Annotated in this window: 21 protein-coding genes; 5 read left to right on the top strand and 16 right to left on the bottom strand. The window is 72.3% G+C overall.

Annotation, left to right across the window (positions count from 1 at the left end; genetic code table 11):
- Window positions 1-53: 53 nt before the first annotated feature.
- The 11 genes from KBY32_RS00695 to KBY32_RS00645 all read right to left on the bottom strand — a co-directional run bounded on the left by KBY32_RS00695 (window position 54) and on the right by KBY32_RS00645 (window position 10,778).
- Window positions 54-914, bottom strand: coding sequence for a carbohydrate ABC transporter permease (locus KBY32_RS00695; RefSeq protein WP_055619220.1), 861 nt, complete (start codon window positions 912-914; stop codon window positions 54-56).
- Entirely contained in the window at window positions 911-1,867 is a 957-nt protein-coding gene (locus KBY32_RS00690) for a carbohydrate ABC transporter permease (RefSeq protein WP_210978424.1), read from the bottom strand. Before KBY32_RS00690 ends, KBY32_RS00695 begins: the two co-directional genes overlap by 4 nt.
- Before the next feature lie 6 nt (window positions 1,868-1,873).
- Window positions 1,874-3,223, bottom strand: a complete 1,350-nt coding sequence (locus KBY32_RS00685; protein WP_210978423.1) for an ABC transporter substrate-binding protein — start codon at window positions 3,221-3,223, stop codon at window positions 1,874-1,876.
- A 143-nt stretch (window positions 3,224-3,366) separates the two neighbouring features.
- On the bottom strand, window positions 3,367-4,365 hold the full coding sequence (locus tag KBY32_RS00680) for a LacI family DNA-binding transcriptional regulator (RefSeq protein ID WP_181890270.1): 999 nt from the start codon (window positions 4,363-4,365) through the stop codon (window positions 3,367-3,369).
- A gap of 88 nt (window positions 4,366-4,453) precedes the next feature.
- A complete protein-coding gene (locus KBY32_RS00675) occupies window positions 4,454-5,158 on the bottom strand; it encodes a GntR family transcriptional regulator (RefSeq protein WP_055619224.1) in 705 nt (234 codons plus the stop codon).
- A gap of 62 nt (window positions 5,159-5,220) precedes the next feature.
- On the bottom strand, window positions 5,221-6,222 hold the full coding sequence (locus tag KBY32_RS00670) for a proline racemase family protein (protein ID WP_210978422.1): 1,002 nt from the start codon (window positions 6,220-6,222) through the stop codon (window positions 5,221-5,223).
- 6 nt (window positions 6,223-6,228) lie between these two features.
- Window positions 6,229-7,125 (bottom strand): dihydrodipicolinate synthase family protein, encoded by an 897-nt coding sequence (locus KBY32_RS00665; protein ID WP_210978421.1) that lies wholly within the window; start codon window positions 7,123-7,125, stop codon window positions 6,229-6,231.
- Window positions 7,122-8,561, bottom strand: coding sequence for an NAD(P)/FAD-dependent oxidoreductase (locus tag KBY32_RS00660; RefSeq protein WP_210978420.1), 1,440 nt, complete (start codon window positions 8,559-8,561; stop codon window positions 7,122-7,124). Before KBY32_RS00660 ends, KBY32_RS00665 begins: the two co-directional genes overlap by 4 nt.
- On the bottom strand, window positions 8,554-8,856 hold the full coding sequence (locus tag KBY32_RS00655) for a (2Fe-2S)-binding protein (RefSeq protein WP_210978419.1): 303 nt from the start codon (window positions 8,854-8,856) through the stop codon (window positions 8,554-8,556). The genes KBY32_RS00660 and KBY32_RS00655 overlap by 8 nt, the downstream gene beginning before the upstream one ends.
- The gene (locus KBY32_RS00650; RefSeq protein ID WP_210978418.1) at window positions 8,853-10,004 is read right to left on the bottom strand and encodes an FAD-binding oxidoreductase; all 1,152 of its coding nucleotides are present in this window, start codon (window positions 10,002-10,004) and stop codon (window positions 8,853-8,855) included. Before KBY32_RS00650 ends, KBY32_RS00655 begins: the two co-directional genes overlap by 4 nt.
- Window positions 10,005-10,115: 111 nt before the next feature.
- Window positions 10,116-10,778: a hypothetical protein gene (locus KBY32_RS00645; protein ID WP_210978417.1), complete on the bottom strand. Its 663-nt coding sequence runs from the start codon at window positions 10,776-10,778 to the stop codon at window positions 10,116-10,118.
- Window positions 10,779-11,001: 223 nt separating this feature from the next.
- On the opposite strand from KBY32_RS00645, the gene KBY32_RS00640 reads away from it, so the two are divergent.
- The 3 genes from KBY32_RS00640 (at window position 11,002) to KBY32_RS00630 (ending at window position 12,569) form a co-directional block, all read left to right on the top strand.
- Window positions 11,002-11,652: a helix-turn-helix transcriptional regulator gene (locus KBY32_RS00640; RefSeq protein WP_210978416.1), complete on the top strand. Its 651-nt coding sequence runs from the start codon at window positions 11,002-11,004 to the stop codon at window positions 11,650-11,652.
- Window positions 11,653-11,690: 38 nt separating this feature from the next.
- Window positions 11,691-12,215 (top strand): toxin-antitoxin system, toxin component, encoded by a 525-nt coding sequence (locus KBY32_RS00635; RefSeq protein WP_108709523.1) that lies wholly within the window; start codon window positions 11,691-11,693, stop codon window positions 12,213-12,215.
- Window positions 12,216-12,344: 129 nt separating this feature from the next.
- Window positions 12,345-12,569 (top strand): hypothetical protein, encoded by a 225-nt coding sequence (locus tag KBY32_RS00630; protein WP_108709522.1) that lies wholly within the window; start codon window positions 12,345-12,347, stop codon window positions 12,567-12,569.
- Window positions 12,570-12,591: 22 nt separating this feature from the next.
- On the opposite strand, the gene KBY32_RS00625 is transcribed toward KBY32_RS00630, so the two are convergent.
- Together KBY32_RS00625 and KBY32_RS00620 are read right to left on the bottom strand one after the other, a co-directional pair.
- Window positions 12,592-13,266, bottom strand: coding sequence for a 4'-phosphopantetheinyl transferase (locus KBY32_RS00625; RefSeq protein ID WP_210978415.1), 675 nt, complete (start codon window positions 13,264-13,266; stop codon window positions 12,592-12,594).
- A complete protein-coding gene (locus KBY32_RS00620) occupies window positions 13,263-14,132 on the bottom strand; it encodes a metallophosphoesterase (RefSeq protein ID WP_210978414.1) in 870 nt (289 codons plus the stop codon). Before KBY32_RS00620 ends, KBY32_RS00625 begins: the two co-directional genes overlap by 4 nt.
- Window positions 14,133-14,394: 262 nt before the next feature.
- Between KBY32_RS00620 and KBY32_RS00615 the strand changes: the two genes are divergently transcribed.
- Together KBY32_RS00615 and KBY32_RS00610 are read left to right on the top strand one after the other, a co-directional pair.
- A complete protein-coding gene (locus KBY32_RS00615) occupies window positions 14,395-15,522 on the top strand; it encodes an ATP-grasp domain-containing protein (protein WP_210978413.1) in 1,128 nt (375 codons plus the stop codon).
- Between the two features lie 148 nt (window positions 15,523-15,670).
- Entirely contained in the window at window positions 15,671-17,359 is a 1,689-nt protein-coding gene (locus tag KBY32_RS00610) for a carbohydrate binding domain-containing protein (RefSeq protein WP_210978412.1), read from the top strand.
- A gap of 232 nt (window positions 17,360-17,591) precedes the next feature.
- On the opposite strand, the gene KBY32_RS00605 is transcribed toward KBY32_RS00610, so the two are convergent.
- Genes KBY32_RS00605 through KBY32_RS00595 form a run of 3 tightly spaced genes read right to left on the bottom strand, consistent with a single transcriptional unit; the run spans window position 17,592 to window position 22,779 of the window.
- Window positions 17,592-20,639 carry a glycoside hydrolase family 38 C-terminal domain-containing protein gene (locus KBY32_RS00605; protein ID WP_210978411.1) on the bottom strand — a complete coding sequence of 1,016 codons (3,048 nt, stop codon included), beginning with the start codon at window positions 20,637-20,639 and terminating at the stop codon, window positions 17,592-17,594.
- Between the two features lie 35 nt (window positions 20,640-20,674).
- Window positions 20,675-22,018 carry a 6-phospho-beta-glucosidase gene (locus KBY32_RS00600; RefSeq protein WP_210978410.1) on the bottom strand — a complete coding sequence of 448 codons (1,344 nt, stop codon included), beginning with the start codon at window positions 22,016-22,018 and terminating at the stop codon, window positions 20,675-20,677.
- Window positions 22,015-22,779 carry a DeoR/GlpR family DNA-binding transcription regulator gene (locus KBY32_RS00595; protein WP_055619240.1) on the bottom strand — a complete coding sequence of 255 codons (765 nt, stop codon included), beginning with the start codon at window positions 22,777-22,779 and terminating at the stop codon, window positions 22,015-22,017. The genes KBY32_RS00600 and KBY32_RS00595 overlap by 4 nt, the downstream gene beginning before the upstream one ends.
- Between the last annotated feature and the right edge of the window lie 14 nt (window positions 22,780-22,793).

Raw genomic sequence — 22,793 nt, 5'->3', positions numbered from 1 at the left:
TGTGGCCCTTTCTGTCGGGAGGGAGTGGACGTCCGGGGGGTGGGTGGGGGACGTCAGCCCTTGGTGCTGCCCGCGCCGATCCCCGCGATGATGTGCCGCTGGAAGGCGAGGAACATCGCGACCATGGGGATGCTCGCGATGACCATCGCGGCGATGAGCACGGTCAGCGGGATGTTCTGCGACAGCTGGACGAGGGCGACGCTGATGGGCTGTTTGTCGGTGTCGGAGAACACCATCAGCGGCCAGAGGAAGTCCTGCCAGACGGCGACCAGGGCGAAGATCGACACCACGCCGAGGACGGGCCGGGACATCGGGAGCACGATCGACCACAGGGTGCGCAGCCGGCCGGCGCCGTCCATCTCGGCGGCCTCCAGTACATCGCGCGGGAGCTGGTCGAAGAACCGCTTGAGCAGATAGAGGTTGAAGGCGTTGGCGACGGCCGGCAGCCAGATCGCGACGGGGTCGTTGAGCAGCCCGAGGTCGGCCACGGTCAGGTACTTCGGCACGACCAGGGCCTGGGCGGGGACCATGAGGGTGGCGAGGATGCCGCCGAGGATCACGTTGCCGAAGGCGGGCCGCAGCTTGGACAGCGCGTAGGCGGCGGCCGTGCAGAACACCAGCTGGAACAGCCAGGCGCCGGCGGCCTGGACGACGGTGTTCCACAGGTGTTCGGGCAGCTGCATCAGGTCCCAGGCGTCGGTGTATCCGCTGACCTGCCAGCGTTCCGGGACCAGGGTGGGCGGGGTCCTGGCGACCTCGTCCGCCGACTTCATCGCGCCCGTGACCATCCAGTAGACGGGGAAGAGGAACGCGATCACGAACAGCAGGACGGTGCCGGTGAAGACGGTCCAGTAGGCGGCCTTGCCGCGCGGCCGGGCCAGGGCGGCCGGCGAGAGGAGGGTCCGGGTGCTCATGCGCTCTCCCCTTCGGTGCGGGTCAGTCGCAGGTACACGGCGGAGAAGGCGCCGAGGAGCACGAGGAGCATCACGCTCAGGGCGCAGGCGCCGCCGAAGTCGTTGTAGAGGAAGGCGTACTTGTAGATCAGGTAGAGGACGGTGACCGTGGCGTTCTCCGGGCCGCCGCCGGTGATCACGAAGGGTTCGGTGAACACCTGCATGGTGGCGATGATCTGAAGGAGCATCAGCATCAGGATCACGAACCGGGTCTGCGGGATCGTGATGTGCCGGACGCGCTGCAGCAGGTTGGCGCCGTCGAGTTCGGCCGCCTCGTACAGCTCTCCGGGGATGGACTGGAGCGCCGCGAGGTAGATCAGCACGGTGCCGCCCATGTTGGCCCAGGTGGCGACGATGACGAGGGAGACCAGCGCGGTGTCGGCGCCGTTGGACCAGTTCGAGGTCGGCAGGTGCAGAAAGCGCAGCGCCTCGTTGGCGAGCCCGGTGCCCGGGTCGTAGAACCACTTCCACAGCAGGGCGCTGACCACCGGCGGGATCATCACCGGCAGATAGACCACGACCCGGAAGAAGGCCTTGGCGTGCCGGAGTTCGTTGAGGACCAGGGCGAGCACGAAGGGGATCGCGAAGCCGATCAGCAGGGCGAGCAGGGTGAAGGTGAGCGTGTTGCGCCAGGCCGCCGTGAACTCCGGGTCCTGGAAGACGCGGGTGAAGTTGGCGGTGCCGACCCACTCGGGTTCGCCGCCCGGCGTGTACTTCTGGAAGGCGATCACGACCGCGCGGATCGCCGGGTACCAGGAGAACAGGGCGAAGCAGACGAGTCCGCCGACGAGGAAGCCGTAGGCGCGGGCCTGGTCGGCGAGGCGGCGCCGCCTCCGGTCCCCTGCCGGGGGCGGCGCCTGCACGGGGTGCACCGCGACCTTCGCGACGGTCCGTCGCTGAGCCGTGTCGGTCATGACGGGTCAGCCCCGGTCCAGGATTCCGTCGATCTTGCCGGACGCGTCCTTCAGGAGCTGGTCGATGTCGGCGTCCTCCTTGGTGAGGACGGCGGAGACGACCCCGTCGAGGACGGAGTAGATCTGCTGGGCGCTCGGCGGCTCGATCTTCATGTCGAGGTTCTGGTTGCCGTCGAGGAACGGCTGGTAGTTCTCCACCGGGACGTTGGCGTTGGCCTTCTTCACCTCCTGGTCCTTGGCGTCGGCGGCGCCGGTGAAGAGGCGGGGTTCGGGCAGGCCCACGGGGGCGTCGTTCTTCTTGGCGCGGGCGTAGTCGCCGAGGAAGCCGTCTCCGGGGGTGAGGAACATGTGGTCGAGCCACTTCAGGCCGGCCCGGATCTGCTCGGGGCTCGCCTTCTTGTTGAACATGTAGCCGTCGCCGCCGATGAGGGTGCCCTTGCCGCCGGGCATGGGGGCGAGGGCGAGGTCCTTGTAGTTTCCGCCCTTCTCCTTGACGAGGATCGGGATGTTGTCGGGGGCGGCCAGGTACATGCCGAGCTTGCCCGAACCCATCATCTGCTGGACGTCGTTGATGACGAGCAGCTGCTTGCTGCCCATCGAGTCGTCCTTCCACCGCATGTCGTGGAGGGTCCGCAGGACGGCGCGGCCCTCGGGCGAGTCGACGGTGGCCTTCTTGCCGTCGGGGCTGACGACGTCGCCGCCCTGGGAGTACAGCTCGGCGGTGAAGTGCCAGCCGCCCTGGTTCTGGGCGCTGTAGTCGGCGTAGCCGACGGTGCCGCCGCCGAGGCCGGCGATCCTCTTGGCCGCGGTGCGGACCTCGTCCCAGGTGGCCGGGGGCTTCTCGGGGTCGAGGCCGGCCTTCTCGAAGAGCGCCTTGTTGTAGATCAGGCCCATCGAGTAGCCGGTCCGCGGGACGCCGTAGACCTTGCCGTCGACGGTGTAGATGTCGCGCAGCTGCTGCTGGATGGTGCCGTAGCTCTTGAGTTCCTTGACGTACGGCGTGATGTCGGCCGCCTGATTGATGTCGACGACGTGCCGGGCGTCGGTGAAGTACGTGTAGAAGACGTCCTCCATCTGCCCGCCGGCGAGCTTGGCGTCGAAGGTCTTCGGGTCCTGGCAGGGGAACGCGTCGTGCGGCACGACGTCGATGTCCGGGTTCTGCCGCTCGAAGTCGGCGACGTCCTGCTCGAAGAACTGGCGGTCGACCTTGGCGCTCTTGGGCGGCATGCAGTTGACCGTGATGCGGGTCTTGCCGCTCGCCGAGTCGTCCTCGCCCGAACCGCAGGCGGAGGCGGCGAGGGCGAGCGAACAGGCGCTCAGCGCGGCAAAGGTACGGCGGAACCCGGTGCTTCTCATCGGTGGACCCCTCTGGGCATGGAGCGGTGGGCGCCGCACACTCAAGCACCGACGACATCCGAGCGCAAGATGTCGCGCGAGATTTGCAATTTTTGAACAGCAGGTCGGTTGCCGGTGATGCGCCTTTCGCGAGGGGTCCTCCGTCAGGGACGCGGCGCCTGCGCCGTGGAGCCCCGGACGACCAGCTCGGGCTCGAAGAGCAGCTCCTCGGCGGGGACCGGGGTGCCCGCGATCTGGGCGTTCAGCAGTTCGACGGCCGCCCGGCCCATGGCCTCGATCGGCTGGCGGACGGTGGTGAGCGGGGGCTCGGTGCAGTTCATGAACGCGGAGTCGTCGTAGCCGACGACGGAGATCTCCGACGGCACGTCGAGTCCCTTGCGGCGTGCGGCCCGTACGGCGCCGAGGGCCAGCGGGTCGCTCGCGCAGATGATGCCGGTGACGCCCCGGTCGATCAGCCGGGAGGCGGCCGCGTGCCCGCCCTCGATCGAGAAGATGGCCCGCGCCACATGCTCCTCGGGCAGCTCCCCGGCGATCTCCCGCGCGGCCGCCAGCTTGCGCGCCGACGGCACATGGTCGGCCGGGCCCAGCACCAGCCCGATGCGCTCGTGGCCCAGCGAGGCCAGATGCCGCCACGCCTGCTCCACCGCCACCGCGTCGTCGCAGGAGACGGCCGGGAAGCCCAGGTGCTCGATGGCCGCGTTGACCAGCACCACCGGGATGTTGCGGCCCGCGAGTTCCTTGTAGTGGTCGTGCGGCGCGTCCGCCTGCGCGTACAGGCCGCCGGCGAAGACCACCCCGGAGACCTGCTGCTGGAGCAGCAGCGTGACGTAGTCGGCCTCGGAGACCCCGCCCTTGGTCTGTGTGCACAGCACCGGGGTCAGGCCGAGCTGGGCGAGCGCCCCGCCGATCACCTCGGCGAACGCCGGGAAGATCGGGTTCTGCAGCTCGGGCAGGACCAGGCCGACCAGACGCGCACGCTCGCCGCGCAGCTGGGTGGGGCGCTCGTAGCCGAGCACGTCGAGGGCGGAGAGCACCGCCTGCCGGGTGGCCTCGGAGACACCGGGCTTGTCGTTGAGCACCCGGCTGACCGTGGCCTGGCTGACCCCGACCTTCTTCGCCACTTCAGCAAGTCGTCGCGTCATGAACGCAAGAATAGCGCAAGAAATGCAAACTGCTTGCGTATGGGTCAGCCCTCGTGCCGCGCCGCGTCAGCCCTCGCTTCGCGGCGCCTCAGCCCTCGTTCCCCGCCGCCCACAGGCCCCGGACATGCCCCAGATGCCGGGTCATGACCTCCCGTACGGCCCGCTCGTCCCGGGCGAGCAGCGCGTCGAGCAGTTCCAGGTGCTCCTCGGCGGACGCGAGCAGGCGCCCGGCCTCGACCAGCGCCGTCAGCCCGTACAGCCGGGAGCGTTTGCGCAGGTCGCGGACGACCTCCACCAGATGGGCGTTCCCGGCGAGGGCGAGCAGGCCCAGATGGAAGCGCGTGTCGGCCTCGACGTACGCGATGAGGTCACCGTCGGCCGCGGCCCGCACGATCTCCCGGGCGGCGGGCCGCAGCGCCTCCAGGGACACCGGGTCGGCGGTGGCGGCCAGTTCCACGACCGTCGGGATCTCGATGAGCGCGCGGATGTGCTTGTACTCGTCGAGCTGCTTCTCGGAGACCGCCGTGACCCGGAACCCCTTGTTGGGCACCGTGTCGACCAGCCCCTCCTTGGCCAGGTCGAGCATGGCCTCGCGCACCGGGGTCGCCGAGACGCCGAAGCGGGCGGCGAGCCCGGGCGCCGAGTACACCTCGCCGGGCCGCAGTTCCCCGGCGATCAGCGCGGCCCGCAGGGCGTCGGCGACCTTCTCCCGGTAGCTGCTCCTGCGTCCGCCCAGGGAGGGCAGCGCGGGAGCGGCGGCGGTGGACGGGGCGCCGGTGCGCTGGGCGGCCATACGGTGTCTCCTCGGGTCGTGCCGCTGTGCAATGTCACGCGGTACCGGGCATTATCCCCCGCTCACAGCACGAACCCCTCCGGGAACGGGTCCGTGGGATCGAGCAGGTACTGGGCCGTGCCCGTGATCCAGGCGCGCCCGGTGAAGCTGGGCAGCACGGCGGGGTGGTCGCCGACGCGCGTGGTGCCGAGGAGACGGCCCGTGAACCGGGTGCCGATGAACGACTCGTTCACGAACTCGGTGTGCAGCGGGAGTTCACCGCGCGCGTGGAGCTGCGCCATGCGCGCGCTGGTGCCCGTCCCGCACGGCGAGCGGTCGAACCAGCCCGGGTGGATGGCCATGGCGTGCCGGGAGTGCCGGGCGGTGGAGCCGGCCGCGAGCAGATGGACGTGGTGGCAGCCGCGGATGGAGGGGTCCTCCGGGTGGACGGGCTCGTCCTCGGCGTTGACCGCCTCCATCAACGCGAGCCCGGCGGCGAGGATGTCGTCCTTGCGGGAACGCTCGAAGGGCAGTCCGAACCGCTCCAGCGGCAGGATCGCGTAGAAGTTGCCGCCGTACGCCAGGTCGTAGGTCACCGTGCGGCCGTCGGCGAGGGTGGCGCGGCGGTCGAGGGCGACCGCGAAGGACGGCACGTTCCGCAGGGTGACCTCCTTCGCGGCGCCGTCCTCGACGGCCACCTCGGCGACGACGACACCGGCCGGGGTGTCCAGCCGGATCGTGGTGACCGGCTCCACCACCTCGACCATGCCGGTCTCCACCAGCACGGTCGCCACGCCGATGGTGCCGTGCCCGCACATCGGCAGATAGCCCGACACCTCGATGTAGATCACGCCCCAGTCGCAGTCGGGGCGGGTCGGCGGCTGGAGGATCGCGCCGCTCATGGCGGCGTGCCCGCGCGGCTCGTTCATCAGCAGCCGCTTGACGTGGTCGCGGTGCTCACGGAAGTACAGGCGCCGTTCGTTCATCGTCGCGCCGGGCACGGTGCCGACGCCGCCGGTGACGACCCGGGTGGGCATGCCCTCGGTGTGCGAGTCGACGGCGTGCAGGACGAGCTTGCTGCGCATGGTCCCCTACGCCCATCCGGCCGCGACGGCCTTCTCCGTGGCCGCCCGTACGGCGGCCTCCTGCTCGGGCAGCAGCGGGACGCGCGGCGGACGTACGGGTCCCCCGTGGCGGCCCACGACGTCCATGGACAGCTTGATGGCCTGGACGAACTCCACCCGGGAGTCCCAGCGCAGCAGCGGGTGCAGCTGTGAGTACAACTCCTTGGCCGTGTCCAGATCGCCCGACACGGCGGCCCGGTACAGCCGTACCGACTCCCGCGGCAGCGCGTTCGGGTACCCGGCGACCCAGCCCTTGGCGCCGGCCAGGGCCAGTTCCAGCAGGACGTCGTCCGCGCCGATCAACAGGTCGAGTCCGGGGGCGAGTTCAGCGATCCGGTAGGCGCGGCGGACGTCACCGGAGAACTCCTTGACCGCGTGGATGTGCCCCTCGGCGTGCAGCCTGGCGAGCAGTTCGGGCACCAGGTCGACCTTGGTGTCGATGGGGTTGTTGTACGCCACGATCGGCACGCCCGCCTTCGCGACCTCCGCGTAGTGCGCGAGCACCGAACGCTCGTCGGCGCGGTACGCGTTGGGCGGCAGCAGCATCACGGAGGCGCAGCCCGCGTCACGGGCCTGCTCGGCCCAGCGCCGGGCCTCGGCGGAGCCGTACGCGGCGACACCGGGCATCACCCGTGCGCCGCCGACGGCCGCCACCGCCGTCTCGACGACCTTCGCGCGTTCCTCGGGGGTGAGGACCTGGTACTCCCCCAGCGAGCCGTTGGGGACGACGCCGTCGCAGCCGTTCTCGACGAGCCAGGCGCAGTGCTCGGCGTACCGGCCGTGGTCGACGCGCAGATCCTCGTCGAACGGCAGCGCGGTGGCGACGAGGACGCCGCGCCAGGGGCGGTGCTCGGTGACGGTCATCCGGATTCCCTCCCAGTGGGGTCTGACATGTCATCGCGGTGGTCCGGCCCGCCCGCGAGCACCCCGAGGGGCACGGGACGGGCGAACGGCCTGCGGGTCGGGGTGAGCGCGCAGCCGGTGAGTCCGGCGACCGCGGGGGCGCAGATCCGGCCCTGGCACCAGCCCATTCCGGCCCGGGTCAGCAGCTTCACCGTGCGGACGTCGCCCGCGCCGAGGTCGGTCACGGCCTCACGGACGGCGCCGGCGGTGACCTCCTCGCAGCGGCAGACGAGCGTGTCGTCGGTGATCTGCTCGGTCCCGTGCGCGGGCGGCGCGTACACGGACTCCAGCGCGGCGGCGAAGGCCCGCAGCCGGTCCCGTGCCCGGGCGGCCCGCGCCCAGCCCTCCGGGTCGGGCCTGGTTCCGTGCAGCCGGGCCGCGGCGGACCGGCCGGCGATATGCCCCTCGGCGAGGGAGAGTTCGGCGCCGCCGATACCGGTGGTCTCCCCCGCCGCCCACACGCCGGGCACGTCCGTGCGCTGCTCGGCGTCGACGCGTACGGCGAGGCCGTCCATCCGGCAGCCGAGGGTCTCGGCGAGGTCGGTCTGCGGCAGCATGCCGTGGCCGACGGCGAGCGTCGCGCACGGGATGCGCCGCCCGGTGCCGGGGCGGACGCGTCCGTCGCCGTCGAGGGCGGCGACGGTGACGGCCTCCAGCCGGTCGGTGCCGTGCGCCTCGACCACGGTGTGCCGGGTGAGGACCGGCACGCGCCGGCGCAGCAACGCGGCCGCGTATCCGGCGCCTTCGGCGAGCTTGGCGGGGTGGGCCGCCCATACGGGCGTACGCCGCAGGAGGGCCTTCGGGTCGGCGGACTCCACGAGCGCGGCGACGGTGACACCGGCCGCCGCGAGCCCGGCCGCGACCGGGAGCAGCAGCGGGCCGGTGCCGGCGACGACGGCGGTACGGCCGGACACGGTCAGGGTGCCCTTCAGCATGGCCTGGGCGCCGCCCGCGGTGACGACCCCGGGAAGCGTCCAGCCGGGGAACGGCAGGACCTTCTCGTAGCCGCCGGTGGCGAGGACGAGGGCGTCCGCCCGCACCTCGGCGGGCTCGCGCTGCTCGGGGCCGTGCAGGGCGTGCACGGTGAATCCGGTGCCGGGTCCGGGCTCGGCGCACCAGACGTGATGGTCCGTCAAGTGCCGTACCCGGCCTGCCCGCACGTGCGCCTCCAGGCTCTCCCTGAGCCGCTCCGCCGTGCGCCACGCGTGGTGCAGCGCCTGGGGTCTGCGGGCGCCGAGCGCGGCGGCGGGCCTGCGGTGGAACTGGCCGCCCGCCTGCGGTGCCGCGTCCAGCAGCGTGACCCGTACGCCCCGTGCGGCGGCTGCGAGGGCCGCGGCGAGCCCGGCGGGCCCGGCGCCGACGACGGCGAGGTGCGGGGCGGGGGCGCGGTCAGTCATCGTGGCCCGTCCCGTCCTGGGTGCGGATCGCGTCGCCGGGGTTCAACGGGAGCAGGCAGGCCCGCTGGTTGGGGCGGTCGTTGACGGTGACGAGGCAGTCGAAGCAGACGCCGATGCCGCAGAACACCCCGCGCGGGCGGCCCTGGGCGCGGGTGGTGCGCCAGGAGGTGACGCCGGCCGTCCACAGGGCGGCGGCGACGGTGTGGCCGGGCAGTGCCTGGATCTCCCGGCCGTCGAGGGTCACCGTGAAGGCGGGGCCGGGGTGGGCGTCGGCGAGGTCCAGGGGGCTGGTCACACGGCCTCCTCGGGGAAGCGGTCGGGGCGGAACGGCGTCAGGCCGAGCGCGGGGGTCCGCCCGGTCAGGGCCTGGGCGATCAAGTGGCCGGTGGCGGGGGCCAGTCCGATGCCGGCGCCCTCGTGGCCGCAGGCGTGGTGGAGCCCGGCGACACGGGGGTCGGGGCCGACGGCGGGCAGATGGTCGGGGGTGTAGGGGCGGAAGCCGAGGTAGGCGCGTATCGCGTGGACGTCCCGGAGGAACGGGAAGAGCCGGGTCGCGCCGGCGGCCAGGGCCCGGACGACGGGCAGCGAGAACGTCCGGTCGAAGCCGACGCGTTCGCGGCTCGCGCCGATCAGGACGGGGCCCGCTGCCGTGCCCTCGACGACCGGGGAGGTCTGCAGCGCGGCCGAGTCGCTGGCGACGTCGGCCACGTAGTCGGCGGCGTACACCTTGTGCCGGATCCGGCGCGGCAGGGGCTCGGTGACGAGGACGAAGCCGCGCCGGGGCAGGACGGGGAGGTGGACGCCGGCGAGCGCGGCGAGGTCGCCGCCCCAGGTGCCGGCCGCGTTCACGACGGCGGGCGCGTGCAGGTCGCCCCGGTCGGTGCGCACCCCGCGGACCGCGCCGTCACGGGTGCGCAGGACGCCGGTCACGGTGACGCCGGTCAGGAGGCGGGCCTTCGAGGCGCGGGCCAGGGTGGCGGCGGCGAGGGCGGGCATGACCTGGCTGTCCTGCGGATAGTGGACGCCGCCGGGGAGACCGGGGGCAAGATCCGGTTCGAGGTCGTACAAGGCCCCGCCCGTGACGGGTTCGGCGGTGACTCCGGCGGCGCGCTGGGCGGAGGCGAACCGCTCGAGCGCGGTGAGCCCGTCCGGGGTGGACGCCACGACGAGGCCGCCCTTCGCCTCGTACTCGACGGACGGCCCGTACTCCTCGGCCAGCTCCCGCCACAGGCGCGCGGAGAGCAGCGCGAGGTCGAGCTCGGGTCCCGGTTCCTTGTCGGAGACCAGGATGTTGCCCTCGCCGGCGCCGGTGGTGCCGCCCGCGACCGGGCCGCGGTCGACGAGGATCACGTCGAGGCCGGCCCGGGCCGCGTACAGGGCGCAGGCGGCGCCCGTGATACCGGCTCCGACGACCACGACGTCGCAGGTCAGTCCCTGGGTCACACCAGTACTATGTCACACACCACTGTCGGACGGAACAGTGCGGAACCTGGGTGAACGCAGGGAGGTGCTGACGGGGCGCCGTCGGCGACCTGAACGCCGACGGTGCCCCGTTCAGTCCTCGGGCGGACGCACCACGCGTAGATACGAGGCGTCACGACGCGCCCCGCGCGCCCTGCCCCGCTCACGGCGCGCCTCGCGCAGCACCAGCGTCAGCCGCGTATAACCCAGTTCGCGCAGGGTCGCCGGCGTCTCGTCGACGACCCGGCACTCGGTGGAGCCCCAGCGCGGATCGGGGTGGTGCAGCGGGCGGACCGCGCCGTCCTCCTCGACGGCCCGCTCCCCCACCGCGCGGATCCAGTGCGGCAGGCCCTGCCGGTAGGCGGCCTCCATCAGGGGGTCCTGGGCGACGTCCCGGCGGACGGCCTGGAGCGCGTGGTCATGGCCGTGCCGCTCCAGCGCCTCGGAGAGGTGCGCCAGCATCGGCAGGCACCAGCCGGTCTCGTGGTCGCCGAGGACCGAGGCGGCGTCCGGGTGGAAGAGGACGAAGCGCAGGAGGTTGTCGTGCGGCATGGCGGTGGGATGCGGGCCCACGGCGCTGAAAAGTGACGCGAAAGCGCTGTTCGCCAGGATGACGTCCCAGCGGTGGTCGACGACGACGGACGGGAAGGGCACGGCCTCCACGAGGGCGGCGTAGTCCCGGAGGTACGCCTGGACCTCGGGGCGGTCGGGGACGGGCCGCGGTACGGACCGCTGCCCACCTGCCTGATATGCCATCGGGAGGTCACCCCTCTTGCCTATGCGGCCTTCACGCGGCGCCCCGATCCTGGTGCCCGTGCCCGAGCCATGTCAACTATCGTGGCATTCCCCGCCTGTTGACGGCTGAAATTGGCCACAGTTGTGGCGGAACCTGGATGCGCGTTCGAACCACCCGGTAATCTTCGTCGAGTTCACGGCAACAGGTTGTGAGAAGCCTGTGAGAGACGTAGGAGATCTGTCGGTGACGGATGGCTTCGGGGGCCCTGGCGCCACGGTGACGGCCGCGCTGCCCGCCGTCGTCGCCCGCGTCACCGCGCTCGCCGACCGGCTCGACGTCCCGCACACGGAGGTCTTCGACACCGGCCGGCTGTCCGCCGCCTCCGGAGTCCCGGAGTCCGTGGTCAAGGCCCTGCTGAGCGGCCGGCCCGCGGGCGAGCCGGATGTGCAGGCCCGGTTCCTCCAGCGGCTCGACCTCCTGCGCCGCACCCGCCTCAAGCCCAACGGCCGCCGGTACACCCAGCAGGAGATCGCGGACGGCGCCGGCATGTCCCGGCAGCAGGCGGGCGCCCTCATCAACGGCGACCGGCGGCCCACCATGGAGCACTGCGACGCCATCCAGCGCTTCTTCCGCGTGCACGCCGGCTTCCTGACCGCCGAGGACCCCGAGGCGCTGGCCGGGGCGCTCCAGCGCACCGAGCAGGACCTGCTGCAGAGACTCGCGGAGCGCGAGGCGGTCCAGCCCGCCGAGGACCCGCTGGAGAGGCTCCTGCAGGACCACGGTGTGCGCGGCATCGCCTGGCGGGCCGCCCAGCTCCCCACCGACCAGCACCGCGACAAGGTCGCCGAGTGGCTGGACATGCTCCTGGAGAGCGTCAAGCGGCCCGAGTCGTGACCGGGAGGAACGGGAGACCATTGGGCATCGGTAGGGAAATGCGCCGCCTGTGCGGCGAGTTGGTCGCGGAGCTGAGGCTTCCCGCGCCCGCGGCGCCCGAGACGCTGTACGGCGCGCTGTGCGACGCCATGGGCAGACGCCGCGGCCGCCCCGTCCACTTCCGTACGGCCGCCTTCCCGCCCGGCACCGCGAGCGGCCTGTGGCTCGACATGGCCGACCAGGACCTCGTGGTGATCGAGGAGCGCACCGCGCCCGACCACCAGCTGGTGATCCTCGGCCACGAGCTGTGGCACATGAAGGCCGGCCACTGCAGCCACAGCATCGAGGGCGCCTCCGTGGCGGCCCGGATGCTGGGCAGCGAGGCCGACCTGCGCTCGGCGGTCCTGAAGGTCGCCGCCCGCAACCACTTCGACCAGGCGGAGGAGAAGGAGGCCGAGGCCTTCGGCCTGCTGCTGGCGAGCAAGTGCCGCGCCTGGCTGGCGGTTTCCTCGGAGCGGGGCCGGCGCGACCATCTGGCGGGCCGGATCGAGGCGTCGCTCGGTTATCTGGGTCCACAGAGCTGACCCGCTGACCTGCGCGTATCCGGTGAACGGACGGCCGGGCCCGACCCGTTGTCAGTGGTGGACGGCAAGCTGGTGGGTGGCGCCCCTGCGTGCGGGGCGCGACGACGCCGACCCGGGGAGAGCCGACCGATGCCCACCGCCGTACTGACCGACCGCGAGCGCACCGCCGTCCAGGCCTACCTGCGGCTGCTGCACACCGTGCGAGCCGCGTTCGACGGTGCCTCAGGACCGGGCCGGCCACCCGTCGTGCCGCCCTCCGTCCTCGCCGAGGCCGAACAGGCCCTGGCGGACGCGGGGCTGACGGGCCACGAGGAGGAGTTCTTCCATCTCCTGCGGACCTGGTGCCCGGACTAGAGAGCGGCGGCCGACGCCGGGGTCAGGTGTGCGGCACGGTCACCGCTGTCGCCACCAGCCCCCGCCCGACGGTCCAGCGGCCCTCGAACCGCTCGAGCCGGCGCCCGCCGACCACCGGGCCCGGCACGAGGAGCCGGGCATCGAACCGGCCCGCGCGCGGATCGGAGTCTCCGGCCCGGATGTCGATGTCGGCCTCGGAGAAGTCCAGCCACCGTCCGGTGAGGGGGAACCACGCCTTGTAAACGGACTCCTTGGCGCTGAACAGGAGCCGGTCCCAGTGGACCGCGGGGTGCTCGGCGGCGAGCCGGCGGAGCCGCTCCGTCTCACCGGGCAGCGCGACGGCGTCCAGCACCCCGTCCGGCAGCGGCAGGTGGGTCTCGGCGTCGATGCCGAGCGAGGCCAGGTCGGCGGCGCGGGCCAGCGCGGCGGCGGCGTACCCGTCGCAGTGGGTCATGCTGCCGATGAGTCCGGGCGGCCAGCCGGGGGCGCCGCGCTCGCCGGGGAGCACGGCCCGCGGGGGCACGCCGAGCTTCTCCATGGCGCGGCGCGCGCAGGAGCGTACGGCGGTGAACTCGCGGCGGCGCTTGACGACCGCGCGGGCGACGACCGCCTCCTCCTCGGGGTAGAGCGGCGGGTGCTCCTCGTCTCCGTACGTCTCGACGCCGACCGTGTCGTCCGTCAGCAGCTCCTCGATCAACGGACCGTGCCCTCCCCGTCCGGCGCGGGCAGCACACGGCGCAGCCGGCCCGGTGGTTCCGGTCGGCGGCGCCACTCGCGGGGGTAGCCGACGGAGACCTCCTCGAAGCGGACGCCCTCGTGCCAGGTGGTCCGCGGGATGTGGAGGTGGCCGTACACCATGGCGGCGACGCGGAAGCGGCGGTGCCAGTCGGCGGTCCGGGTGGTGCCGCACCACATCGCGAACTCGGGGTACCACAGCACGTCCGTCGGGTGCCGGTGCAGCGGGTAGTGGTTGACGAGGACGGTGGGCAGGTCCTCGGGGAGGGCGGCGAGCCGGCGTTCGGTCGCGGCGACCCGGGCCGCGCACCACGCGTCGCGGGTCGGGTAGGGGTCGGGGTGCAGCAGGAACTCGTCGTTGCAGACGACGCCGGTCCCGTGCGCGTACTCCAGGCCCTCCTCCTTGGTCGCGCAGCCCGCGGGGAGGAAGGAGTAGTCGTAGAGGAGGAAGAGCGGGGCGACGGCGACCGGGCCGCCGGGGCCGTCCCAGACGGGGTAGGGGTCCTCGGGTGTGGTCACGCCGAGGTCCCGGCACACCTCGACGAGGTGCTCGTAGCGGGCGGTGCCGCGCAGCGTGACGGAGTCCTTGGGGTGTGTCCACAGCTCGTGGTTGCCGGGGACCCAGACGACCCGGCGGAAGCGGCCGGCGAGCGTCTTCAGCGCCCAGGTGACGTCGTCCACGGTCTCCGCGACATCGCCGGCGACCAGCAGCCAGTCGTCGTCGGTGCCGGGGCGCATGCCCTCCACGAGGGCGCGGTTCTCCTCGTACCCGATGTGCAGATCGCTGACGGCCAGCAATTGGCTGGTCCCCGCGGCCGTCGACGTCACCCTCGCCCCTCCCCCGATCACCCGATGGACACCACGAGAACACAGGCTGTGCACCGGCGACAAGGCCGGGCCGGCCGGGCGCCCGGGCGGTGGCGGAATCCGTAACACGTACGTTGCACGCGGCACCCGTTGAAGGTCGTATGATCGCCCCGACACCACCGCCGCGACACCCTTCGCCAGGGGCGGTTCGGTGTACCTCCATCCTCCCTGCCCGGGCACGGGCCGCTTCGCCGTGCCCGCGAACCCCGAAAGGACGGCCTGCATGGTCTCTCGCGTACGCGTCTGGCTCAACCGCACGTACGCGGAGAACGTGTTCTTCATGGATCAGCTCCGCAGAAATCCCAGCGACAGAGCGGTGGAGATCCATGCGACGCACGGGGACGCCGACTCCCCCGTGCTGGCCGCCGCCGACACCGCGGAGCTGGAGCCCGAGGGCCTGTCCCCCGCCGGATACGTCGAGTACGCCCTCGCCCAGTGCCGGCGCCGCGGCATCGACGTCTTCGTGCCGCGGCTGCACCAGTCGGCGATCGTGGCGCATCGCGCGGAGTTCGAGGCGGTCGGCACCGCGCTGCTGGCGCCGCCGCCGGAGGCCGTGGCCGTCTTCCAGGACAAGGTCGTCGCGTACGAGGCCGTCCAGGCGGTCGGGGTACCGGTGCCGCCGTGGTTCCGGGTCCGTGACGCCGACGAACTCCTCGCCGCCGTCGAGGAGTTGGAGGCGGGCGGGCACCGGGCGTGCTTCAAGCCGGCGTCCGGCGCGGGCGGGGTCGGCTTCCGGATGATCACCCGCTCCCCGTTCTCGCTGACGCACCTCAGCGGCTTTCCGACGCCCTATGTGCAGCTGGACCTGGTCCTGGACGCGCTGCGGCGGTCCGAGGAGCCGGTGGACTGGCTGGTGATGCCGCGCCTGGAGCAGCCGGAGGTGTCGGTGGACTGCCTGACCGGTCCGGACAACCGGGTGCGGCTGGCGATCGGCCGGGTCAAGAACGGGCGCCGGCGCGGCTTCACCCTGCAGGAGCAGTGGCTGGAGCCGGCGCGGCTGGTCGTGGAGGGCTTCGGGCTGCACTATCTGTCCAATGTGCAGTTCCGGATGTTCGGCGACACCCCGGTGCTGATGGACGTCAACACCCGCCCGGCGGGCGGGCTGCACCAGCTGTCGCTGTGCGGGGTGAACGTGCCGTGGCTGGCCGTGCAGCTGGCGCTCGGCGACGACCCGGGCACGGTGACCCCGCCGTTCCTGGGCCAGGACTACACGGTGGTCGCGGGTCCGCGTCCGCTGCGTCCGGTGTCGATCCCGCAGCAGCGCCCGGAGACGGAGGCGCCGCTGCTCCCCGCGGTGCCCGCGCCCGCGCAGCCCGGCTCCGTCCAGACCGGGGCGGCTCTGCCCCTGTAGGACGTCTGCAGGACCCCGGCGGTATGCCATCGGTATGGACCAATCCCGCGTGAGTGCTTGACAGCGGAATTGGTCCATACCATTTTGTTCAGCGCACCTCTCAGCACCTGTGCACTCCCGAACACCCCACCTCTCGCAGGGAGATCACGTGCGCAACCGACCCCTCGCGCGGCTCAGACGCCGTGTCCTCGCCCTCGTCGGCAGTGCGGCGCTCGCGGTCACCGCGGCCGTCGCCCTGCCCGGCACCGCTCACGCGGCCAACGTCCTCGGCAACCCCGGCTTCGAGTCGGGCGGCCTCTCGCCGTGGTCCTGTACCGGCAACCTCGGCTCCGTCGTCTCCTCCCCCGTCCACGGCGGCACCAAGGCGCTGGCCGGGGCCGCGAGTTCCAGTGACAACGCCCGGTGCTCCCAGAGCGTCGCGGTCCAGCCGAACACCACGTACTCGCTCAGCGGCTGGGTGCGGGGCTCCTACGTCTACCTCGGCGTGGACGGCGGTGCCTCCACCTGGACGTCGTCGCCGTCGGCGTACTCCAGGCTGTCGCTCAGCTTCACGACCGGCGCCTCCCAGACCAGCGCCACGATTTATCTGCACGGCTGGTACGGGCAGGGCACCTACCACGCCGACGACATCAGCCTCGACGGGCCGGGCGGCGGCGGCTCGGACGGGCAGGCGCCGAGCGCCCCGGGCGGTCTGCGCTCCACCGGCACGTCCTCCACCAGCGTCTCGCTCGCCTGGAACGCCTCCACCGACAACGTCGGCGTGACCGGCTACGACGTCTTCCGCGGCTCGACCCAGGTGCTCAGCGGCGTCTCCGGCACCAGCGCCACGGTCGGCGGGCTGTCGCCCAGCACCTCCTACACGTTCACGGTGAAGGCGCGGGACGCGGCCGGGAACGTCTCGGCGGCCTCCAACGCGGTCTCCGTCACCACCGACCCGGGCGGCGGGGGCGGCACCGGCTTCAAGCAGGCCGCGCCCTATCTCTACCTGGGCTGGGGCGATCCGCCGAGCGCGACATCGGTGATGAGCGCGACCGGGATCAAGTGGTACACGATGGCCTTCATCCTGTCCTCCGGCGGCTGCAACCCGGCCTGGGACGGACAGCGTCCGCTCACCGGCGGCAACGACCAGACCGTCATCAACGCCATCCGGTCCGCCGGCGGTGACATCGTCCCGTCGATCGGCGGCTGGAGCGGCAACAAGCTCGGGCCGAACTGCTCCAGCGCCGAGGCGCTGGCGGGCGCGTACCAGAAGGTCATCGACGCCTACGGGCTGAAGGCGATCGACGTCGACATCGAGAACACCGACGAGTTCGAGAACGCCACCGTGCAGGACCGCATCCTGAACGCCCTGAAGATCGTCAAGGCGAACAACCCGGGGCTGAGGACCATCATCACCTTCGGCACCTCCACCACCGGCCCGAACTACTGGGGCAACCGGCTGATCGAGCAGGCCAAGGCGCTGAACGCGGACATCGACGTCTTCACGATCATGCCGTTCGACTTCGGCGGCGGCGCCGACATGTACGGCAGCACCGTGGGCGCGGCCGAGGGGCTGAAGACCAAGCTGAAGTCGACGTTCGGCTGGGACGACGCCACCGCCTACGCCCATCTCGGCATCTCCGGCATGAACGGGCTGTCCGACCAGCAGGAGCTGACCTCGCCCGGGACCTGGACGCAGATCCGCGACTGGGCGAACTCCAAGCACATCGCGCGGCTCGCCTTCTGGTCGGTCAACCGCGACCGGCCCTGCCCGGGCGGCGGTGTGACGAGCAACTGCTCCGGCATCAGCCAGAGCACCTGGCAGTTCACGTCGATCACGGCCGGCTTCACCGGCTGAGTCCCCGATCGCGCACACCGATCGTCCACGCGAGATCACCCACGCCGGAGAAAAAAAACTTCCGGCGTGGGTGTATCAGACCGCCCCTCGCGCGCTCATGACACTGAGCAAGGCCAACGGGGGGTCCTGCGGGGGAAGCACGGGGGACCGACGGGGGAAGCACGGGGGCTTCGGGCCGGCCGGCGCTGTCACGGGGGTGGCGGCCGGCCGGCCCGAAGGTGTTTCCCAGAGCTCAGCCCTCGGTGCCCCGCCGGAGCCGCAGGGTCAGCACCTGGAAGGGGCGCAGCGAGACCGGCACCCCGCCGTCCGTGCCGACCGTCTCCAGGGGCCGCTCCAGCAGATCCGTGATCTGCGCGTCGGCCAGCGGGAACCCGGTGCGCAGCACACCCTCCGCCCGCCCGCCCCGGGACTCGTAGAGGCGGACGACGACGTCGCCGGAGCGGTCGTCGGCCAGCTTGACAGCCTCGACCGTGATCCCATCGCCGTCCACGGACACCACCGGCTCGGGCGCGCCCGCCGCGTCCGCCACCCGCAGCGGCAGGTTGAGGGCGTAGCCCTCGGCGACGGCGTCCTCGATGCTCGCGCCGGGCAGCAGCGCGTAGGTGAACCGGTGCATGCCCTGGTCGGCCTCGGGGTCGGGGATGCGCGGGGCACGGACCAGGCTGAGGCTGACGCGGGTCGTCGTACCGCCGTCCTCGCGGACCGTGCGGGTCACGTCGTGCCCGTACGTCGAGTCGTTGACGACGGCGACGCCGTAGCCGGGCTCGGCGAGGTGCACCCAGCGGTGCCCGGAGACCTCGAAGCGGGCCGCCTCCCAGGTGGTGTTGGTGTGCGTGGGCCGCTGAACGTGCCCGAACTGGATCTCGGCGGAGGAGTGCGGGGCGCGGATGTCCACCGGGAAGCCCGCCTTGAGGATCTTCTCGGCCTCGTGCCAGTCGATCTCGGTGGCGAAGTCGATCCGGGGGCTGCCGGCCCGCAGCGTGATCGTCTGGGTGATCGTGGAGCCCTTGCCGAAGGCCCGGGTGACCCGGACGGCGCCGAGGAGCGGGCCGTCCTCGACGACGGTGACGGACTCGGTCTCCCGCAGCTCGCGGTAGCGGTTGCGGTAGTGCTTGTCGATGTCCCAGGCGTCCCAGTAGTTGGGCAGGTCGGTGTGCAGGCGCAGCAGGTTGCCGGCGCCGACGAGCACCTCGCGGTCGGCCCGCAGGTCGAACACGGAGGACAGGGTGCCGTCCTCGGCGATCTCGACGCGGACCAGGCCGTTGTCGAGGACGCGCCCGGAGACGGTGACGGGCCGCTCGGGCTCCGTCGCCTCGAGGGGCGCGCTGCCGTTCGCGGGGACGGTGACATAGGCGGGCGTGCCCTCGGAGGTGCGGACCACCTCGGCGCGGTCGAACGGGCTGGTGTTGAACACGCGGGCCGCTCCCCCGCCGAGCGCGGCCACCGCCTCGCCGGTCAGCTCCTCCAGCTCCCGTGCCACACGGGCGTACTCGGCCTCGGCCTCGCGATGCACCCAGGCGATCGAGGAACCCGGCAGGATGTCGTGGAACTGGTGCAGCAGGACCGTCTTCCAGAGCCGGTCCAGCCTCTCGTACGGGTAGGTGTAGCCAGGCGCGTGCAGTGCGGCCGTCGTCGCCCACAACTCGGCCTCGCGCAGCAGGTGTTCGCTGCGCCGGTTGCCCTGCTTGGTGCGGGCCTGGGAGGTGTAGGTGGCGCGGTGCAGCTCCAGGTAGAGCTCGCCGTTCCAGACGGGGGCGTCCTCGTACTCGGCGCGGGCCTTGGCGAAGAACGCGTCCGGGTGCTCGACGACGACCTTGGGCGAACCCTCCAGGTCGGCGAGCCGGCGGGCCCGCTCCATGATCTCGCGGGTGGGGCCGCCACCGCCGTCGCCCCAGCCGAACGGGGCGAGGGAGCGGGTGCCGCCGCCCTTCTCCTGGTAGTTGCGGACGGCGCGGTCCATCTCCTCGCCGCTGAAGCAGGCGTTGTAGGTGTCGACGGGCGGGAAGTGCGTGAAGATGCGGGTGCCGTCGATGCCCTCCCACCAGAAGGTGTGGTGGGGGAACTTGTTGGTCTGGTTCCAGGAGATCTTCTGGGTCAGGAACCACTCGTTGCCGGCGAGCTTGGCGAGCTGCGGGTAGGCGGCGGTGTAGCCGAAGGAGTCGGGCAGCCACACGCCCTTGGTCTCGACGCCGAAGTGCTCGATGAAGAACCGCTTGCCGTGGATCAGCTGGCGGGCGAGGGCCTCGCCGCCGGGCAGATTGCCGTCGGCCTCGACCCACATGCCGCCGACCGGCGCCCACTGGCCCTTCTTCACCGACTCCTGGATACGGGCCCACACCTGCGGGTAGTTGTCGCGCACCCACTCGTACTGCTGGGCCTGCGAGCAGGCGAAGACGAACTCCTCGTACTCGTCGGCGAGGGACGTGACGTTGGAGAAGGTGCGGGACGTCTTGCGCCTGGTCTCGCGGATGGGCCACAGCCAGGCGGAGTCGATGTGCGCGTGCCCGACGCCGGAGATGGTGTGGGCGCTGGCGTGCGCGGGCCTGGCGAGGACCGGTGCGAGCACCTCGCGGACGGCGGGGGCGCTGCCGGAGACGTCGTCCAGGTCGAGGGTGTCCATGGCGCGGTCGAGGGCGTGCAGGATCTCGTGCCGGCGCGGCTCGTGCTCGCCGAGGTGGACCATGAGTTCGCGCAGCACCGCGAGGTCGAGGTCGAGGTGCCAGACCTCCTCGTCCAGGACGGCGAGGTCGGCGCGCCGGAAGGTGTAGAGGGGCTGGTCGCCGGCGGTGCGGATGTCGCCGAGCGGGGTGGGGTGGACGAAGCCGTCGGCGAGGATGTCGGGGTTGGAGGCGGCCTCGACGAGGTAGTGGACGTCCTCGCCGCCCGCGGCCGGGTTGCCGATGGGCACGTACTGGTTGAGCGGGTTGACGGCTTTCAGGGGGCGGCCGTCGGCGAGGTGCACGAGGCCCTCGGCCTGGTTGCCGGGCCAGTCACTGACGAACCCGAGGTCGATGACGGCTTCCACGCGCCGCCCGGCCCACTCGGCGGGCACCCGGCCGCGCATCCTGAACCAGGTGGTGCCCCAGGGCGGCCCCCACGGGGTGCCGGTCGCGAAGGGCGTGTAGGGCGCGGCCGCGGCCTCCTCGAAGGGGACCGGCTCGCCCGGGGCCTGCCAGGCCTCGACCTCGAACGGGACGGTGGCCGCGTAGATCGCGGGCTTGATGCGCTGGGTGTGGACGCGCTCGACGCGCTCCTCGATCCGGCGGCGTTCGTCGTGCATCAGGGTCTCCAGGGAGGCAGAGAACGGGGGCGGAATTATTGGGTGAGGTAGGCGAGCCCCGGGTGGACGGAGGTGTAGCCCTCGACGAGGCGGCGGGCCACGCCCACCGAGTCGACCAGGGGGTGCAGCGCGAACGCCTTGACGGCCGTGGTGCGTGAGCCGGACTCGGCGGCGGCCAGCACCTCGCGTTCGACGGCCTTGACCGAGCAGACGAGGCCGGTGGCGTGGTCGGGCAGCGGGGCGACGGCGACCGGGTGGGCGCCGTTGGCGTCGACCAGGCAGGGCACCTCGATGACGGCGTCGGCGTCGAGCACCGACAGGGTGTGCTGGTTGCGGACGTTGAGGATCAGGGTGGTGCGTTCGTCGCGGGCGATGGCCCGCATCAGCGCCAGCGCCACCTTCTCGTAGCCGCCGGACAGGTCGTCGGCGTCGCGTTCGCCGGCGCCGGCCGTCTCCCGGTTCTCGGACATGTAGGTGGCCTCGCGCTCGGCGCGGGTGCGGTCCCAGATCTCCAGGGCGGGGGCGTCCGGGTCGCGCATCCGGTCGTAGAAGCCGGCCTGCTGGTCGCGCAGGAAGGCGCCGCGGGTCCGCTCGGCCTCCTGGTAGGCGCGCACGGCCTCCCGGTTGAAGTAGTAGTAGTGCAGATACTCGTTGGGGATGGCGCCGAGCGAGCGCAACCAGTCGGTGCCGAAGAGCTTGCCCTCCTCGAAGGAGCCGAGCAGTCCGGGGTCGGCGAGCAGGCGCGGGAGTTCGTCCCGGCCGGCGACGCGCAGGCCGCGCACCCAGCCGAGGTGGTTGAGGCCGACGTAGTCGATCCACGCCTCGGCGGGGTTCTTCACGCCGAGCACGCGGGCGATACGGCGGCCGAGGCCGACCGGGGAGTCGCAGATGCCGATGACGCGGTCGCCGAGGTGGCGGGACATGGCCTCGGTGACCAGTCCGGCGGGGTTGGTGAAGTTGATGACCCAGGCGTCGGGTGCGAGGCGGGCCACGCGGCGCGCGATGTCGACGGCGACCGGGACCGTGCGCAGGCCGTAGGCGATGCCGCCCGCGCCGACCGTCTCCTGGCCGAGGACGCCCTCGGCGAGCGCGACCCGTTCGTCGTCGGCGCGGCCCTCGAGGCCGCCGACGCGGATCGCGGAGAAGACGAAGTCGGCGCCGCGCAGCGCTTCGTCGAGGTCGGTGGTGGCGGTGACCTCGGGGGCGTCGGGCACCCCGGCGGCCTGTTCGGCGAGCACCCGGGTCACGGCGTCGAGCCGGCCGGCGTCCAGGTCGTGCAGCACGACCCGGGTGACCCGGCCCTCGGCGTGGTCCGTCAGGAGCGCGCCGTACACGAGCGGTACGCGGAATCCTCCGCCGCCCAGAATCGTCAGCCTCACGTCTGCACCTTTCCCGCCACGACGACCTCGACGCCGGCCTCCTCGAAGGAGGTCCGCGTCGCCGTGTCGACCGGCGCGTTCGTCACCACCACGTCCAGGTCCTCGGGACCGCACACCTTGGCCATGCCCTGGCCGGGGAACTTCGTCGCGTCCGCGAGCAGGACGACCTTGGCGCCGGCCTTGATCATGGCCCGTTTCACCGGTACCTCGACGACGGTCGTGTCCATCACCTGCCCGCCGGGCCGCACTCCGCTGGTGCCGAGGAAGACCCAGTCGGCGTGGAGCTGGCGGAGGTTGTCCTCGGTGAGGAAGCCGACCAGGGAGCGGTACTCGCGGCGGACCATGCCGCCGAGCAGGACCAGCTCGATGCCGTCGTCGTCGGCGAGTTCCTCGTAGACCACCAGATTGCTGGTGATCACGGTGAGGCGGCGGCCGTGCAGCTGCCGGGCCAGCCGGAAGGCCGTGGTGCCGATGTCCAGCAGCACCGACTGACCGTCCTCGACCATCGCGGCGGCGTGCGCCGCTATGGCGTCCTTCTCGGGCACCCGCACCTCGGCGACCTCGGCGAAGGGCTGGTCGCCCTCGTCCGCCACGGCGCCGCCGTGCACCCGGGTGAGCAGGCCGTCCTCCTCCAGCTTGACCAGGTCGCGCCGGATGGTGGCGGGGCTGACGCCCAGTTGCTCGGAGAGATCGGTCACGGCCGCGGGCCCGCCGGAGCGCAGGGCCCGCAGGATGAGTTGGTGTCGTCGTTCTGCCAGCACGGCGTGAACACTAC

The organism is Streptomyces sp. RK62 (genome assembly GCF_018070255.1).
In the GTDB taxonomy this organism is placed as follows: Bacteria; Actinomycetota; Actinomycetes; order Streptomycetales; family Streptomycetaceae; genus Streptomyces; species Streptomyces nigra.
Note: the sequence above shows the minus strand (reverse complement) of the source record. Positions and strands in the feature narration are given on the sequence as shown.